We start from the raw sequence: 14,641 nt of genomic DNA, 5'->3' as shown, positions 1-14,641 counted from the left end.
GTGAAGGTATGTCGGCTATTCGAATACTGGTGTGGGCGGTGCATGTCGCGCTGCCCGCGATCGGGCTGTGGGTGCTGGTCGCGAATCCGCACCTGGACCACGAATACATGCACCAGGGCGTGCATTTCTGGCTGATCCTCGGCGCGGCGCTGCTCTCGCTCGCACTGGGAGTGCTGCTGCTGCGGGCCGCCCGCACACACCGGGATATGCGATTGATCCTGGTGTCACTGGTTTTCCAGCTGAACGCCGGCTTCCTGGCGCTGCACGCGCTGGCGACGCCCGGCGTCATCCTGCCCTCGGCCAATGTGGGGTTCACGACGGCCGTCCCGGTGGGCATGGTGCTGGGCGGCTTCGCGGCGCTGGCTTCGGCGGTCGAGTACGGTCCCACCGCGCGCATCCACAAGTACACGGGAGTGCTTGCCGCCCTGCCGATCACGGTCATGTCGGCGTGGGCGCTGCTGTCCTTGACCCGGGTGCCGCCGTTCGACGCGGTCCCGGACCCGTCGGAGGTGCAGGGCCCGCTGGAGGCGGCGGCCTTCCTCGGGGCGGCCTGCTACGTCGCCGCCGCGATCCGCTACGCCTACCTGTACCTGCGTAATCGCGGCACGGTCGTGCTGAGCGTGCTGACCGCGTTCCTGCTGCTCGCCGAGGCCCTGTTCGCAGTCGGCTTCGGCCGCAGCTGGCGGGTCAGCTGGTGGGAGTGGCATGTGCTGCTGGGTCTGGCCTTCGCGCTCATCGCGGTCAGCGCGCACCGCACCTTCCGTAAGGAGGGCTCGGTGCGCGGCCTCTTCGACAGCGTCACCCTGCGCAGCACCGTCGCCGCCATGGAACGGGACTACGCCAGCGCTCTCGAGGAGATGATGACCGCCCTCTCCCAGCGCGCCGCCGGTGGCGTCCCCGCCGACGAACCGCTCGGCGCGGTGGGCCAGCGTCTTTCGCGCCGCTTCGGTCTCACCGAACGGCAGCTGGCGGTGCTCCAGCAGAGCGCTCGCGCACTCGGCAACGAGCGCGAACAGGTCCGCCGCCTCGGCGCGCTGGTCGCAGTCGGCGAGCGCGCCAGCGTGATTCGCGGTGAACGCCAGCTCGTCACCGAGATCCAGCGCCTCGCGGGGTACGCCTTCGAACATGACACCGTCCGCATCGGCATGCTGTCCGGCGGACGACTGATCTTCGAAGATGGCGGCCACCCCAACCCGGCAGCCTTCGCATTCCCCTTGACAGTCAAGGGAATTCACACCGGCGTGCTGGAATTGACCCGTGCGAACGGGAGCGGCACGGCTGGGAGCGGCACTACCGGAACCACGACTTCGGTGGGCGCCACCGCGGTGCCGCACCCACCGGCCGGCAGCGCCAACCCACCGGGACCGGTTACAGCGGCGCATCGTTCGCTCGGCGTGGACGGACCGCGCGAAGGTCCGGCGCTGCCGACCGCACCCGCGCGCACGGTGCCCGCTCCCGGAGTCGCGCCCGGTCCCGGGAACTCGCCTGGTCTCGGAACCGCGCGCCCCGTGCCCGGTCCCGGGGGCGGGCGGGCGCGACGTGGATTCGGGTGGCGGCCCGCCACTTCCGCGGAGGAGGGTGGGAGCGGCTTCCACACCGAGCGTCCACCCGCGGGGCCGGAGGGCGGTGCGTCGGTGTTGGCTGTCTATCACGAGTATGGCGCTGCCGGGCTCGGGCCGGCCGAGCAGGCGGTGGCGCGGTCGTTCGCGGCGCAGACCTCGGTGGTGCTCGAGAACGCCCGGCTCTGCCAGCAATTGGACGGGTTGTTCCGGTCGTACATGTCGCCCGCGGTGGCTACCGCGCTGCTGGCCGATCCGTCGCAGGCGGGGTTGGGTGGGGAGGTGCACGAGGTGAGTGTGCTCATGGCGGATCTGCGGGGGTATACGCCGTTCGCGGAGAAGGCGGGGCCGGTGCAGGTGATGCGGATGTTGAACACGTACTACGGGGCGATCGTGCCGGAGATTCTGGCGGAGGGCGGGACCGTGGTGCAGTTCGTGGGTGATGCGGTGATGGCGATCTTCAATGCGCCTGTGCGGCAACGGGATCACGCGGTGCGGGCGGCGCGGGCGGGGCTGGCGTTGCAGCGGGCCACGGCGGCGGTGCGGGAGCGGGCGGGGGCGCACGGGGTGGAGTGGCCGATGTTCCGGGTGGGGGTGAATACCGGGCCCGCGATCGTGGGGAATGTGGGGGCGCGGGAGATGCGGAATTTCACGGCCATCGGGGATACGACGAATCTGGCTGCGCGGCTGGAGGGTTTGGCGGAGCCGGGGACGGTGGTGGTGGGTCCGGTGACGCGGGAGCGGCTGGGGGCGCGGGCGGATACGGAATGCCTGGGGGATTTCGATATCAAGGGCAAGAGCCTTCCGGTGACGGTGTACCGACTGGTCGCGTTGCGCTGAGGCATGAGTCGGAGAGGTTCCCGGGTGACGCAATTCGAACTGCTGGACGCGCTTTCGCCGAACGAACAGCGGGAGTTCATCGCCGCGTGCACGCCGCGCCGGTTCCGGCGGCGCGATATCGTCTGTCATGAGGGCGATCCCGGCGACTGCCTGCATCTCATCACGACCGGTCGGTTGATTGTGCGGGTGACCACGCCCCTCGGGCACACCGCCACCCTGACCATCCTCGGTCCCGGCGAAATGTTCGGCGAGCAGGCACTTCTGAGCCCGGACGCGCGCCGGACCGCGACCATCGTGGCGGTCACCGACGCCGCCACGCTCACCCTCAATCGCGTGCAGTTGGAACGGTTGCGCGCGGAACATCCTCAGGTGGAACGGTTTCTGACCAATTCGCTCGCGGCGCAGGTGCGGCGGCTGTCGGCCTCGGTGCTGGAGGCGCTGTACCTGCCGGTGGAGACGCGGGTGCTGCGGCGGCTGTCGCATCTGGCGCGGGTGTACGGGGACGAGAACGGGCGACCCGCCCAAATCCGGCTCACCCAGGAGGATTTGGCGTCCATGGCGGGCACCACCCGCGCCACCGCCAACAAGGTGCTGCGCGAACTGGAGGAGCAGGGTGTGGTCCGGTTGAGCCGCGGATCGGTGACGGTGCTGGATCGCGCACGGCTGGAGCGGCGCGCGCGATAGCCGCGGGCGGCCTCATGATCGGTTGCCGCTAGGGGGATGACGGCCGGCAACAACCCGGTCAAACTATGCAAAAGGGACTTTTCAGGAGTGCGAAAACAGCACTCCCACTAGGGAACTCGCCCACTTCTCCCCCGTTAGCAACCCTAATCAAGATCAGCATTTCCCTAGCTAAACGACGAAAGTCCCTTGTGGAAGATTTCATCCGGGAGGATCCTCCGTCGGGAAGGTTTGTCCGGCACCAGTCGACATCGCCCTACCAGGGCAATTAGGCCGGTTCACGCATTCGCCACACCAAAATAGTTAAACCGTATAGGATTTCGGATGGCCGATGTTCGTGGCCGAGCCTCTTCCATCCGGTATTCAGCTACCAAAGGGGGCGCACGATGCCCGGTATCAGAAACGGCAGCGACGGCGAACGGGAACTCCAGCAGCGGTACGGCACCGAAGAACGGGCGGACCGCTTCTACGAGGATCAAGTCCGGAATCGACTCAACGAGCACATGATCGATTTCATTCGCCGGATGGATATGGCCTTCATTGCAACCTCCGACAAACACGGAGAATGCGATTCCAGCTTCCGCGCCGGCACCCCCGGATTCCTGCACGTGGTGGACGACCGCACCGTCGCCTATCCCGAGTACCGCGGCAACGGCGTCATGGCCAGTCTCGGAAACATGCTGGAGAACCCGCACATCGGCATTCTCATGATCGATTTCGTGCGTGATCTCATCGGCCTGCACATCAACGGCACCGCCCGCATCGTCGACGACACCCTCATGCGCCGCTGCGTCCCCGATCTACCCACCCAGCACGAACGCGGCCGCCAGCCGGAACGCTGGGTGGTGGTCGACATCGAAGAGGCCTACATCCACTGCCGCAAGCACATTCCGCACCTGGTCCCCGCGGTCCGCGAAGCCCGCCAGTGGGGTACGGACAATGTCCGCGCCAAGGGCGGCGACTACTTCCGTGCGAAGGAAGAGGCCCGCGCCCTCGTCGAGTACTGAGTGAGTACCGGACTCAGCGCAGGAGTCAGTGGATCTTGAAGATCACCGCGCGCTGCACGATGAAGTTGATCACGGTGGCGGTGCCCTGGGCCACGCAGAAGGCGAACACCAGACGCACCGACTCCGCCCAGCTCGACGGGATGGCGTAGTAGCAGATCTGGTTGATGCCGACCTGCAGCGCGAAGGTGACCGCGTACAGCGCGATAACCGCGATGAACCGCTTGCGGCTCGGCTCGGCCTTGAAGGTCCAGCGCCGGTTGATCAGATACGCCGTGGTCGTCCCCGCGATGAAGCTGATCGACTTGGCCACCGGCAGCGGCACCCCGAACACCTTGAACAGCAGGGTGTAGAGCCCCAGGTCCACAATCGCGGAGAACCCACCGGTGAGGATGAAGCGGATCATCTGCGTCTTGAGGTCCACATCCGTGCCGCCCGGCTCGTCGACCAGGGGCAGCTCGGGCGGGAGGGGCAGATGGGGTTCCGCTGCGGTCACAACGCACGAGAGTAATGCCACACCGGTGTGGCGTGGTGCCAGGGACTGAGGACACAAGCCGCGAGCCGGTTATGCCTGTAGCCTCTATCCCGATGTCCACGAAAGCTCAGACCACCACCACGGCCGCCGCCGAGCAGAAACCGGCGGGCGAGGGCGCGGACACAGCGTCGAGCGGCTCGTACGAGCTGCCGACGCAGACCCGCCGCCTCACCGGATGGGGTCGTACCGCAGCCACCACTTCCGAAGTTCTCTCCACCAGTGACCCCGAGCTGATCGCCAAGGCGGTCGCCATGGTCGCCGAGGACAATGACTCGAAGCCCGCGCACCTGCGGCGCGGTGTGATCGCGCGCGGCCTCGGCCGCTCCTACGGCGACCACGCGCAGAACGCCGGCGGCCTGGTCGTCGACATGACGCCGCTGAACCGCATCCACCGCATCGACCGCGACTCCCGCCTGGTCGACGTGGACGCGGGCGTGAGCCTCGACCAGCTGATGAAGGCGGCGCTACCGTTCGGGCTGTGGGTGCCGGTGCTGCCGGGCACCCGGCAGGTGACCGTGGGCGGGGCCATCGGCTCCGACATCCACGGCAAGAACCACCACAGCGCGGGGTCGTTCGGCAATCACGTGCGGTCCATCGACCTGCTCACCGCCGACGGCCAGGTGCAGCACATCACGCCGAAGAAGAACGCCAAGCTGTTCTGGGCGACGGTCGGCGGCAATGGCCTGACCGGCATCATCCTGCGCGCCACCATCGAGATGACGCCCACCGAGACGGCGTACTTCATCTCCGACGGCATCAAGACGCGCACGCTGGACGAGACCATCGCCGTGCACAAGGACGGCTCGGAGGAGAACTACACGTACTCCTCGACCTGGTTCGACGTGATCTCCGGTCCGCCGAAGCTGGGGCGCGCCAATGTGTCTCGCGGCCGGCTGGCGAAGCTGGACGAGCTGCCGAAGAAGCTGCGCAAGAACCCGCTCAAGTTCGACGCCCCGAATCTGCTGACGGTGCCGCCGATCTTCCCGAGCATCTCGGCGAACAAGTACACCCTCGGCATGGTCGGGGAGGCGTACTACGCGCTCGGTGGCAATTACACCGGCAAGGTCATGAACCTGACGCAGTTCTACCACATGCTGGATGTGGTGTCGGAGTGGAATCGGGCGTACGGACCTGCGGGTTTCGTGCAGTACCAGTTCGTGCTGCCGCCCGAGGCGCTGGACGAATTCACCAAGATCATCATCGATATCCAGAAGTCCGGGCACTACTCCGCGCTCAATGTGCTGAAATTCTTCGGCCCCGGAAACCAGGCGCCGCTGAGCTTCCCCATGGAGGGCTGGAACATCTGCGTCGACTTCCCGGTCCGCCCCGGCCTGAACGAATTGGTTCGGGACCTGGATCGGCGGGTACTGGAATTCGGTGGGCGGCTGTACACCGCGAAGGACTCGCGCACCGACGCGGCGACCTTCCACAAGATGTACCCCCGGATCGACGAGTGGATCAAGATCCGCCGGAATGTCGATCCCACAGGCGTTTTCATGTCCGATATGGCGAGAAGGCTGGAGCTCCAGTGATCAATGCGGTAGGAAACCCGCAATCCATTCTGCTGCTGGGCGGCACCTCGGAGATCGGCCTGGCGATCGTGGCCGAGTACCTGAAGAAGGGCCCGGCGCGCGTCGTGCTGGCCGCCCTCCCGGGTGACCCGCTGCGCGACGAGGCCGTGGCCACCGCCAAGGCCGCCGGCGCTTCCGAGGTCGAGGTCATCGACTTCGACGCGCTCGACACCGACAGCCACCCCAAGGTGATCGACGCCGCGTTCGCGCACGGCGACGTGGACATCGCCATCGTGGCCTTCGGCATCGACGGCGACGGCGAGATCTTCTGGCAGGACCAGCGCAAGGCCGTCATGATGGCCGAGATCAACTACACCGCAGCGGTTTCCGTCGGTGTGCTGCTCGGCGAGAAGATGAAGGCGCAGGGCTTCGGCCGCATCCTGGCCATGTCCTCGGTGGCCGGTGAGCGCGTGCGCCGCTTCAACTTCGTCTACGGCTCCACCAAGGCCGGCCTGGACGGCTTCTACCTCGGCCTCGGCGAAGCCCTCGCCCCCTTCGGCCCCCGCGTGACGGTCATCCGCCCCGGCATGGTGCGCACCAAGCTCTCCGCGCACGCCAAGGAGAACGGCCTCACCATCAATAAGGAAGACGTTGCGGCCCTTGCCGTCTCGGCTTCCGCCAAGGGCAAGGAAATCGTCTGGGCCCCCGGCCAGATCCGCATCGTGATGGCGATCCTGCGCCACATCCCCCGCGTGATCTTCCGCCGCCTGCCGGTCTAGGAACAACGCAATCGACAAGAAGGGTGGCCCATCCGGCCACCCTTCTTCGCGTAGATGACTACCGCCGCGGTATGACGTATGAACCGCGCTGATCGATCACGTCAAAGATCTAGTGTCGCGCGCAGGGCAGTGTCGACCTGCTCCATGACCATCGCATCGAGCTGGCCGAGCTGCTCGACAAAACTCGTCTTCGGTATCGGGGCCACTGTCACCGCGCGCGCGAATCCCTCGACCGGACTGCTCACGTGCACCGCGAGCAGCGATTCCTTTCCTGCGGCTTGCTGTACTTGAACGCAGAGGACGTCATTGCGTGATTCAGAGACAGTGTCGTGTCCGACCACCAGAACGATGCGTTCGACACGGCCGAGTATGAGCACGCGCCAAACCTGCCCGCGCCTCACCGGGCAGCCTCGTCCTCAACAATCGTCCTGGCGGCGGCCTCTAGCCACTCGCGATCGGTCTCGGGCTCGTCGGCGACGGCGCGCCGAATCAGATATTCACGCAGTGCGGCATTCGTCAACGCGGACAAGGTTTCACCGCTTCGCTCGGCTTCGGCCCGTGCGGCCCCAGCCACCGGTTTTGCCACGGTGACCGTGAGTTTTTCCGTGGTCCTCATGGGTGAATACTACCCGTGATCGTATCGTCGATACGGCCCTTCAGTGCGAACTCCGCACGAATCGCGTCGCGCAAGCAAATCTCGTTGTACATCCACTCCTCGGTGATCCCGAGCATGGCGTCGACAGCCTTCGACTGCTCCCACATTTCGCGATCAACCTGGTGCTCGGACATTCCTGTCATCCTGACGTCGGCGGTTGGCGTGCGGCATGGCCAAGATACGTCCGCGGCCCGGCGGCGCGGGTGGTGATGCGGGGATCGGCGGACTGACTAGGCTGACCGGCGGTCCTTGGTCACGAACCCGGAGGCGGAGTGCGAATGAGTGGACAGGGTGGCAGCCGGATGACGCCGTTGCTGCGGCAGGCGGGGAGTGCGGCTGGGGAGGCTGTGCTCGGGGCGGTTGTCGCTGCTGTTGTGGCCGGGGTGGGGCTGGTGGCGTTCTCGACTGTCGAGTGGCCTGCGTTCAATGCGTCGAATGTGTTGCGAGCGTTGACGACTGTGGGGCAGGTTGTCGCGTTGGGGATGCTGGTCGCGGCCATCTGGCTGATTCGGGTGAAGAAGTGGCCCTGGGTGGCGAAAGTGCTGGCTTGGGGCGGGCTTTCAGGGTTTGTGACGGTGACGCTGGGGATGCCGTTGGCGGCCACCAAGCTGTATCTGTTCGGGATGTCCGTGGATCAGGAGTTCCGGACTCAGTATTTGACGCGGCTGACCGACAGTGCGGCGCTGCACGATATGAACTACATCGATTTGCCGCCGTTCTATCCGGCCGGGTGGTTCTGGTTCGGGGGGCGGTTCGCGAACCTGACCGGGATGGCCGGGTGGGAGGCGTTCAAGCCGTACGCGATCATTGCGCTGGCGGTGGCGGCGGTTGTGGCATACGTGTTGTGGTCCAACCTGATTCGCGCCGACTGGGCGGTCGCGGTGGCGGCCGCGACCACCGCGGTGACCCTGGCCTACGGCGCGCCCGAAGCCTATGGCGCGGTGCTGGTGCTCCTGTTCGCGCCCGCGCTGGTGCTGGCGTGGGGCGCGCTGCATCGGCCCGCAGCGCTGACGGCACGCACGGTACTCGCGGGAGCCGGTGAGACCCACGAGGATTCCGAGACACGGACGGCGGGCGGCTGGGGGGCCGTCATCGGCGTCGGGCTCTTCCTCGGGCTGTCCGCGGCGTTCTACACGCTGTACTTCGTGGTGGCCGTGTTCTCGGTGTGCCTGATGGCGTTGATCGCGGCCGCGCTCATGCTGCGGGAGCGGCGGCGGGCATTGCGGACACAGCGGCATCGGGACGCGGCGGCCAGGAGCACGGCGGGCGGGCAGACCGGAGATGCGGCGACGCCGAGTGCGGTGGTGCCGGGCGCGTGGGCGGAGTTGTGGCCGATCCTGGTCCGGCTCATCACGATCGGGGCCGTCGCGGGCGTACTGGCGTTGACGGTGTGGATGCCGTTCCTGGTGAAGTTCCTGCGCGGGGAGGCGTCGTTCGCGGGTGGGTCGGCGTTCCACTACCTGCCGGAGACCGGGTCGGAGCTGGCGCTGCCGATGTTCCAGTTCAGTCTGGTGGGGGCGTTCTGTTTGATCGGGACCATCTGGCTGGTGTTGCGGGTGGGGAGTTCGCGGCGGGCGCAGGCGCTGGCGATCGGGGTTGTGGCGGTTTATCTCTGGAGCCTGCTGTCGATGACGGCGACGGCGGCGGGGACCACGCTGCTGTCGTTCCGGTTGGAGCCGATCCTGTATTCGCTGCTGGCGGCTGCCGGGGCATTCGGGTTCGTGGAGGGGGCGCGGGCCGTCTATCAGGTGCTGAACGAGCCGGAGAGGATGCGGCCGGTGGTGGCCGCGGTGGCGGTGCTGGGGGCGGTGGCGTTCAGTCAGGAGATTCCGCATGTGCTGGATGCGGAAATCACGACGGCATACACCGATACCGATGGGAATGGGGTGCGGGCGGACAAGCGGCCGCCTTCCGCTGTGTCGCACTACGCGAAAATCGATGCGGCGCTGCGGGATCAGACCGGGCGGCCACGGGACGCGAGTGTGGTGCTGACCGCGGACACCAGCTTCCTGGCGATCTACCCGTACTACGGATTCCAGGCGCTCACTTCGCATTACGCGAATCCCCTCGCGGACTTCCCCGGGCGTACCGCGGAGATCAAGCGGTGGGCGGGGTTGAAGACGCCGGAGGAGTTGATCCAGGCGTTGCAGCGGTGCCCGTGGCGGGCGCCGGACGCCTTCCTGTTCCGGAATGCCGGGGATCAGTACACGCTGCGGTTGTCGGAGGACGTGTATCCGAACGATCCGAACGTGAAGCGGTTCACGGTGGCGTTCCCGAAGGCGCTGTTCGAGGATGCGCGCTTCCAGGTGACCGATATCGGGCCGTTCACGCTCGTGGTGCGACGCTAACGAAGCTGTGACTCAGGTCACGAATGTCTATATCAGACAACGAGACAAGGGTCACTTATACACAGAAACGGGTCTGAATCTGTGGATTGAGGCCCGTTTCTGTGGATAACTCAGCGACTTGCCAGGGGACGCTCAGCCACACGCACTAGCGTGGCCGGGCGATGGTTGAAGTACTCGATCGGTCCAATCGGACCATCACACCCGCTGAATCCACTCGGCTACAGCGATTCACCGGACGGCTGCGATATGCGCGAGCCGATGTCGCCGTCGCCGCCGTCTACCTCACGCTCGCGATACTCGTGCTGTCGGGACAGTGGCGGCATCCGGGCAGTGGCTACCTGATCAAGAGCGGTCAGGACCAGACCATGTGGGAGTGGTTCTTCGCGGTCACCGCGCACAGCGTGGCGCATCTGGAGAATCCGCTGGGGACGAATCTGCAGAACTTTCCGGACGGCGTGAACATGATGGCCAATACGGCCATGTTCGGGGTCAGTGTGCCGCTCACGCCGGTAACGCTGTTGTTCGGTCCCACTGTCACTTTCGTGCTCGTGCTCACGCTCGGGCTGTTCGGATCGGCGTTCGCCTGGTACCGACTGTTCTCCAGCGAGGTCGTGTCGTCGAAATTCGCTGCGGCCGTGGGAGGTTTGGTCTGCGGGTTCGCGCCGGCCATGATCTCGCACGCCAACGCTCATCCGAATTTCGTTGTGCTGGCGCTGCTTCCGGTGATCGCATTGCAGCTCATCCGGATGGTGAAACGGACGGGCACGGAGCGGAAAGCGCGGCGGGTGCGGAATGCTGTCGTGCTCGGTCTGCTTGTGGCGGTGCAGATCGCGCTCGGGGAAGAACCACTGCTGATCTTCGCGCTGGCCTTCGGGCTGTTCACGGTTGTGTATTACCTGCATTCGCCGCGCACGGGAATGCGGGCCGTGCGAGCTGTCACGCCGACTGTGCTGTGGGCGGGACTGATCACGCTGGCGTGCACCGCGATTGCGCTGTGGTGGCAGTTCTTCGGCCCGCAGTCGTATCGCTCCATCGATCACGGGCCGATGGGCAACGATCTCAAAGCGCTGTTCCAGTTCCCTTCGGAATCACTGGGCGGCCTGCTCCTGCACGGCCAGAACGTGGCCATCAATCCGACCGAGGAGAACTCGTATTTCGGGTGGCCGCTGCTGCTGCTCGTCGCGGTGACCGTGGCCTTTCTGTGGCGGGAGCGCATCGTGCGGGCCGCGGCAGCCGTGATCGCGGTGTTCACGCTGCTCTCGCTGGGATCGACGCTGGTGATCGGCAAGGACGACACCGGGATCACGCTGCCGTGGTCGTGGATGGAGCATGTGCCGCTGCTGAATACGGTGCTGGAGTCGCGGCTCACCATGGCGGCCATACCGGCCATCGCGCTGATACTCGCGGTCGCCACCCAGCGGGCCGTGGATTACTGGCGGGAATCCGCGACGGATTGGCGGCCGCTGGGCTGGTTCGCGGCGCTGTTCCTGGCGCTGCTGCCGCTCACGCCGACCATCCTGCCGGTGGTGCAGCGTGCGCCGACACCGGCGTTCTTCACCGATGGGACTGTGCGGCAGTATGTTTCGGGTGGCTCGGTGGTGATCGCGCCGCCACCCTCGCCGCCGGATGCTCGCGCGCTGCGCTGGCAGGTCGATTCCGGTTTCGAATTCCCGCTCGCCGGAGGCTATTTCGTGGGGCCGACCGGAAACGACAAGAAGGGCAGTTACGGGCCGGACGCGCGGCCCACCGCCGCATTGCTCACCAAGGCGCAGCAGGCGGATCAGGTGCCGGTGATCACCGCGGCCGAACAGCGGCAGGCGCTGGACGATCTGCGGTTCTGGCGGGCCGATGTGGTGGTGCTGCCGCCCACCGACCATGCCGACGTACTGCGGCGAACCGTGGACGAACTGCTCGGCATCCCCGCGCGGTATGTCGACGGCGTGTGGCTGTGGGACGTCCGCGGACTCGCCTGAACTGGCACAACAGAATTCCTTCGGCGCGAACGATGAGTTCGGATCGCGGGCCCCGTCCTAGTCCATGACCGACTATGTGATTCGGAGGCTCGAACCATGCGAGATCTGATCGTCACCGAGAACATCACCCTCGACGGGGTCATCGACGCGACCGGCGGCTGGTTCGCCGTCGCCGAGGGGCCCGACGAGAGCGACCAGGTGGAGGCCGTGCGGGAACAGTTCGAAGCGGCCGACGCCGTGCTGTTCGGGCGGGTCACCTTCGAGGAGATGCGGGGGTACTGGCCCGTGCAGACCGGGGACACCACCGGGGTGGCCGACTATCTGAACAAGGTGGACAAGTACGTCACCTCGCACACCATGGGGGATCCGCAGTGGGAGAACACCACCGTGCTGCGCGGGCCGCTGGTCGACGAGATCCGGCTGCTGAAATCCATGCCGGGCGAGGACATCGTGTGCACGGGCAGCATCACGCTGGTGCATTCGCTGGTGGCGGCCGGACTGGTGGACGAGTTCCGGCTGTTCCAGCATCCGGTGGTGCTCGGGCAGGGGGCGCGGCTGTTTCCGGACGGGGTGATGCTGCCGCGGCTGCGGCTCGCCGAGGCGCGGGCCTTCCGGTCCGGGGTGGTGCTCATGCGCTACCGGGGCTGAACGCCGCCGAAACCGCAGGGCCGGAACCTATTTCAGCGGCGCACCCGCCAGCCAGGTGTTCAATACGTCGTCGACGGTGTGACCCGGCCAGCGCACGACGAGGACGAATCGTGATCGGAAATCACTGTCGGGGAAGGTGATTGCGATCAGGATGCGGTTCGCGTCGCTGTCGGCCTGCGTCGCCCGATTCACGCCGGGCTCGGTGAGGATGGTGAGCTCACCGGCCACATCGGGGTGGGTGACGGTCGTGGTGCTCGCCGTGCCGTCGAAGAACATGGCTGCGGCGGATTGGGCCGGCCGTGCGCCGAAATCGAAGAAGTCGAACCGCACCTGGCCGGAATCGTCGCTCGGATTGCAGAGAATGCGGCGCGCACCCTGCGCGGTCGCGGCATCGGTAGGGCTCGGATCCCGTTTCAGGCAGGACGCCCCCTGCCAGCCCACCGAGCGGCCGGACGCGGCGAGCTTGCCCACCAGGCTCGGGAACGCCTGCGCGATGGCGGAATGCTCGCCCCACGACTGCGCCAGGTCTGCGGCCCGGCTGTACGTGATCAGCCCGCTCACATCGGTTTTGCGGCTGAGGCGGCCGTCTTCGAGCAGGTTCAGCGTGGTGGGCGCATTCGCCTTGCACGCGTTCGAGGGCGTGCTGGTGATGATCTCCGACTGGCCGACCAGCAGGCGTTCACCCCCGGCGGGAGCCTCGGTGAACGGCGCGGAGAACTCACAGTGGAAACCGGCCCCATTGCCCAGCACCCCGTCAACGGTGCTGGCCAGCACGGTGTCGCCGGGCTTGCCCTGCTGCACCACCAGCCGATAACTCGTCTTGCCTTCGGTGGCCAGCCAGGTGCCGAGGAACTTGTCCGGCACGGCCTGCGGGGCGGCTGACCCCTTGTCGCGCAACAGGAATGCGGCCCCCACACCCCCGGCGACGGCCAACGCGGCGACCGCCACGAGGACCAGGACGCGCGTGCGGAAGCGGCTGGGCTGTGCGGGATTTCGCCGACCACCATCGGGATGCACCGGAGGGGGCCCGGCGGCGGCCGGTATCGGCGAACCGGGCATCGAGGTCGTCGGCCCGCTCGCAGGAGGCGTCGCCCCGGATATCGAGTTCCCCGGCCACGACACCGCGGGCGTGGATGGCTGTGAGGGGTCGGATTGCCGCGAAACCCCTAGGGGCGCAGTCACCTGTGTAGTCGCCTGCCAATCGGCCGGGATCACGGACTGTGCAGTGGGTGTGACGGCGGAGTCGCCGTAGTAGGCGTTCACGGCCGCCTGCAGGAACTCCACGCAGGTGGCGTAGCGGTGCTGTGGTTCCTTGGCCAGGGCTCGATCCAGGATCGGGTCGAGCGCGGCCGGAAGGTCGGGGCGCACGTGGGAAATGCGCAGGGGCGGCTTCATGGTGTGGGCGTGCACCCAGCCGAGGGGGTTGTTCGCACTGAAGGGGCGCTGGTCGGTGAGGAGCACGAAAAGGGTGCAGGCCAACGAGTATTGGTCGGATTGCGGGCCGAGGGGCTGATCCGAGACCTGCTCCGGGGACGCGAAAGCGAAAGTGGCGGAGATGTTTCCGGTGCGGGTGAGGGCGGTGGTCTCGTCGTGCAGGCGGGCGATGCCGAAGTCGGTGAGCAGGGCGCGTTCCGGGCGGCCGTTGTCGGGGGCGGCCAGCAGGATGTTGGAGGGTTTCACATCGCGGTGCAGGACGCCCTTGCCGTGTGCGTAGTCGAGGGCGGCGGCGATCTCCGCGCCGATGCGCAGGGCGCGTTCGGGGGCAAGACCTTTCAGCTCGGAGGCGTCCGTGCCGTCGATGTACTGCATGGAGATCCACAGGCGGTCCGCGTCCAGGCCGCGGTCGTACACCTGCACGATATTCGGGTGGTCGAAGTGTGCGGCGATATCGGCTTCGCGTTCGAAGCGCCGCCAGGCGTCGTCGTCGACCGTGTAGTCGTCGCGCTTCAAGACCTTGAAGGCGGTCACTCTCGGCAGGCGGGGATGGCGGGCCGCGTACACCACGCCCGCGCCGCCGGCACCGATTCGACGCGCGATCACATACCCGGCGATCACCTCGCCCGGCCGCAATTCGCTCATTGGATCCTCGTGTTCCTCCGGCCCGGCCC

The 14,641-nt window shown here is 66.8% G+C and carries 13 protein-coding genes; 8 read left to right on the top strand and 5 right to left on the bottom strand.

The window, feature by feature from the left end; translation table 11 throughout:
- Window positions 1-8: 8 nt before the first annotated feature.
- From H0264_RS38940 to H0264_RS02065, 3 genes are all read left to right on the top strand, one after another.
- On the top strand, window positions 9-2,399 hold the full coding sequence (locus tag H0264_RS38940; RefSeq protein WP_181582394.1) for an adenylate/guanylate cyclase domain-containing protein: 2,391 nt from the start codon (window positions 9-11) through the stop codon (window positions 2,397-2,399).
- Between the two features lie 24 nt (window positions 2,400-2,423).
- Complete coding sequence (locus H0264_RS02070) at window positions 2,424-3,083, top strand: Crp/Fnr family transcriptional regulator (RefSeq protein ID WP_231083835.1); 660 nt, start codon at window positions 2,424-2,426, stop codon at window positions 3,081-3,083.
- 383 nt (window positions 3,084-3,466) lie between these two features.
- The gene (locus H0264_RS02065; protein ID WP_181582392.1) at window positions 3,467-4,087 is read left to right on the top strand and encodes a pyridoxamine 5'-phosphate oxidase family protein; all 621 of its coding nucleotides are present in this window, start codon (window positions 3,467-3,469) and stop codon (window positions 4,085-4,087) included.
- 25 nt (window positions 4,088-4,112) lie between these two features.
- On the opposite strand, the gene H0264_RS02060 is transcribed toward H0264_RS02065, so the two are convergent.
- Entirely contained in the window at window positions 4,113-4,580 is a 468-nt protein-coding gene (locus H0264_RS02060; RefSeq protein ID WP_231083834.1) for a GtrA family protein, read from the bottom strand.
- Window positions 4,581-4,672: 92 nt separating this feature from the next.
- On the opposite strand from H0264_RS02060, the gene H0264_RS02055 reads away from it, so the two are divergent.
- Both H0264_RS02055 and H0264_RS02050 read left to right on the top strand, forming a co-directional pair.
- Window positions 4,673-6,151, top strand: a complete 1,479-nt coding sequence (locus H0264_RS02055; protein ID WP_181582391.1) for a decaprenylphosphoryl-beta-D-ribose oxidase — start codon at window positions 4,673-4,675, stop codon at window positions 6,149-6,151.
- The gene (locus tag H0264_RS02050) at window positions 6,148-6,909 is read left to right on the top strand and encodes a decaprenylphospho-beta-D-erythro-pentofuranosid-2-ulose 2-reductase (protein WP_181582390.1); all 762 of its coding nucleotides are present in this window, start codon (window positions 6,148-6,150) and stop codon (window positions 6,907-6,909) included. Before H0264_RS02055 ends, H0264_RS02050 begins: the two co-directional genes overlap by 4 nt.
- A 101-nt stretch (window positions 6,910-7,010) precedes the next feature.
- Here the strand turns inward: H0264_RS02050 and H0264_RS02045 are convergent, their stop codons facing one another.
- The 3 genes from H0264_RS02045 to H0264_RS02035 are packed head-to-tail and all read right to left on the bottom strand — an operon-like array spanning window position 7,011 to window position 7,698.
- The gene (locus H0264_RS02045; RefSeq protein WP_338040124.1) at window positions 7,011-7,310 is read right to left on the bottom strand and encodes a type II toxin-antitoxin system PemK/MazF family toxin; all 300 of its coding nucleotides are present in this window, start codon (window positions 7,308-7,310) and stop codon (window positions 7,011-7,013) included.
- The gene (locus H0264_RS02040; protein WP_181582388.1) at window positions 7,307-7,525 is read right to left on the bottom strand and encodes a hypothetical protein; all 219 of its coding nucleotides are present in this window, start codon (window positions 7,523-7,525) and stop codon (window positions 7,307-7,309) included. Before H0264_RS02040 ends, H0264_RS02045 begins: the two co-directional genes overlap by 4 nt.
- Complete coding sequence (locus H0264_RS02035; RefSeq protein WP_181582387.1) at window positions 7,522-7,698, bottom strand: hypothetical protein; 177 nt, start codon at window positions 7,696-7,698, stop codon at window positions 7,522-7,524. Before H0264_RS02035 ends, H0264_RS02040 begins: the two co-directional genes overlap by 4 nt.
- A gap of 168 nt (window positions 7,699-7,866) precedes the next feature.
- On the opposite strand from H0264_RS02035, the gene H0264_RS02030 reads away from it, so the two are divergent.
- The 3 genes from H0264_RS02030 (at window position 7,867) to H0264_RS02020 (ending at window position 12,533) form a co-directional block, all read left to right on the top strand.
- Window positions 7,867-9,912 carry a galactan 5-O-arabinofuranosyltransferase gene (locus H0264_RS02030; protein WP_181585222.1) on the top strand — a complete coding sequence of 682 codons (2,046 nt, stop codon included), beginning with the start codon at window positions 7,867-7,869 and terminating at the stop codon, window positions 9,910-9,912.
- Window positions 9,913-10,073: 161 nt separating this feature from the next.
- The gene (locus H0264_RS02025; protein WP_181582386.1) at window positions 10,074-11,885 is read left to right on the top strand and encodes a DUF6541 family protein; all 1,812 of its coding nucleotides are present in this window, start codon (window positions 10,074-10,076) and stop codon (window positions 11,883-11,885) included.
- A 96-nt stretch (window positions 11,886-11,981) separates the two neighbouring features.
- Window positions 11,982-12,533 carry a dihydrofolate reductase family protein gene (locus H0264_RS02020; protein WP_181582385.1) on the top strand — a complete coding sequence of 184 codons (552 nt, stop codon included), beginning with the start codon at window positions 11,982-11,984 and terminating at the stop codon, window positions 12,531-12,533.
- A gap of 27 nt (window positions 12,534-12,560) precedes the next feature.
- On the opposite strand, the gene H0264_RS02015 is transcribed toward H0264_RS02020, so the two are convergent.
- Complete coding sequence (locus tag H0264_RS02015; RefSeq protein ID WP_181582384.1) at window positions 12,561-14,612, bottom strand: serine/threonine-protein kinase; 2,052 nt, start codon at window positions 14,610-14,612, stop codon at window positions 12,561-12,563.
- Window positions 14,613-14,641: the final 29 nt, after the last annotated feature.

It is taken from the genome of Nocardia huaxiensis, assembly GCF_013744875.1.
Taxonomy (GTDB): domain Bacteria; phylum Actinomycetota; class Actinomycetes; order Mycobacteriales; family Mycobacteriaceae; genus Nocardia; species Nocardia huaxiensis.
Note: the sequence above shows the minus strand (reverse complement) of the source record. Positions and strands in the feature narration are given on the sequence as shown.

Coding starts and splice junctions, on each gene's coding strand:
- H0264_RS02030 (WP_181585222.1), top strand. CDS start 7,867: ATGACGCCGTTGCTGCGGCAGGCGGGGAGTGCGGCTGGGGAGGCTGTG.
- H0264_RS02020 (WP_181582385.1), top strand. CDS start 11,982: ATGCGAGATCTGATCGTCACCGAGAACATCACCCTCGACGGGGTCATC.
- H0264_RS02040 (WP_181582388.1), bottom strand. CDS start 7,525: ATGAGGACCACGGAAAAACTCACGGTCACCGTGGCAAAACCGGTGGCT.
- H0264_RS02065 (WP_181582392.1), top strand. CDS start 3,467: ATGCCCGGTATCAGAAACGGCAGCGACGGCGAACGGGAACTCCAGCAG.
- H0264_RS02035 (WP_181582387.1), bottom strand. CDS start 7,698: ATGTCCGAGCACCAGGTTGATCGCGAAATGTGGGAGCAGTCGAAGGCT.
- H0264_RS02025 (WP_181582386.1), top strand. CDS start 10,074: ATGGTTGAAGTACTCGATCGGTCCAATCGGACCATCACACCCGCTGAA.
- H0264_RS38940 (WP_181582394.1), top strand. CDS start 9: ATGTCGGCTATTCGAATACTGGTGTGGGCGGTGCATGTCGCGCTGCCC.
- H0264_RS02015 (WP_181582384.1), bottom strand. CDS start 14,612: ATGAGCGAATTGCGGCCGGGCGAGGTGATCGCCGGGTATGTGATCGCG.
- H0264_RS02055 (WP_181582391.1), top strand. CDS start 4,673: ATGTCCACGAAAGCTCAGACCACCACCACGGCCGCCGCCGAGCAGAAA.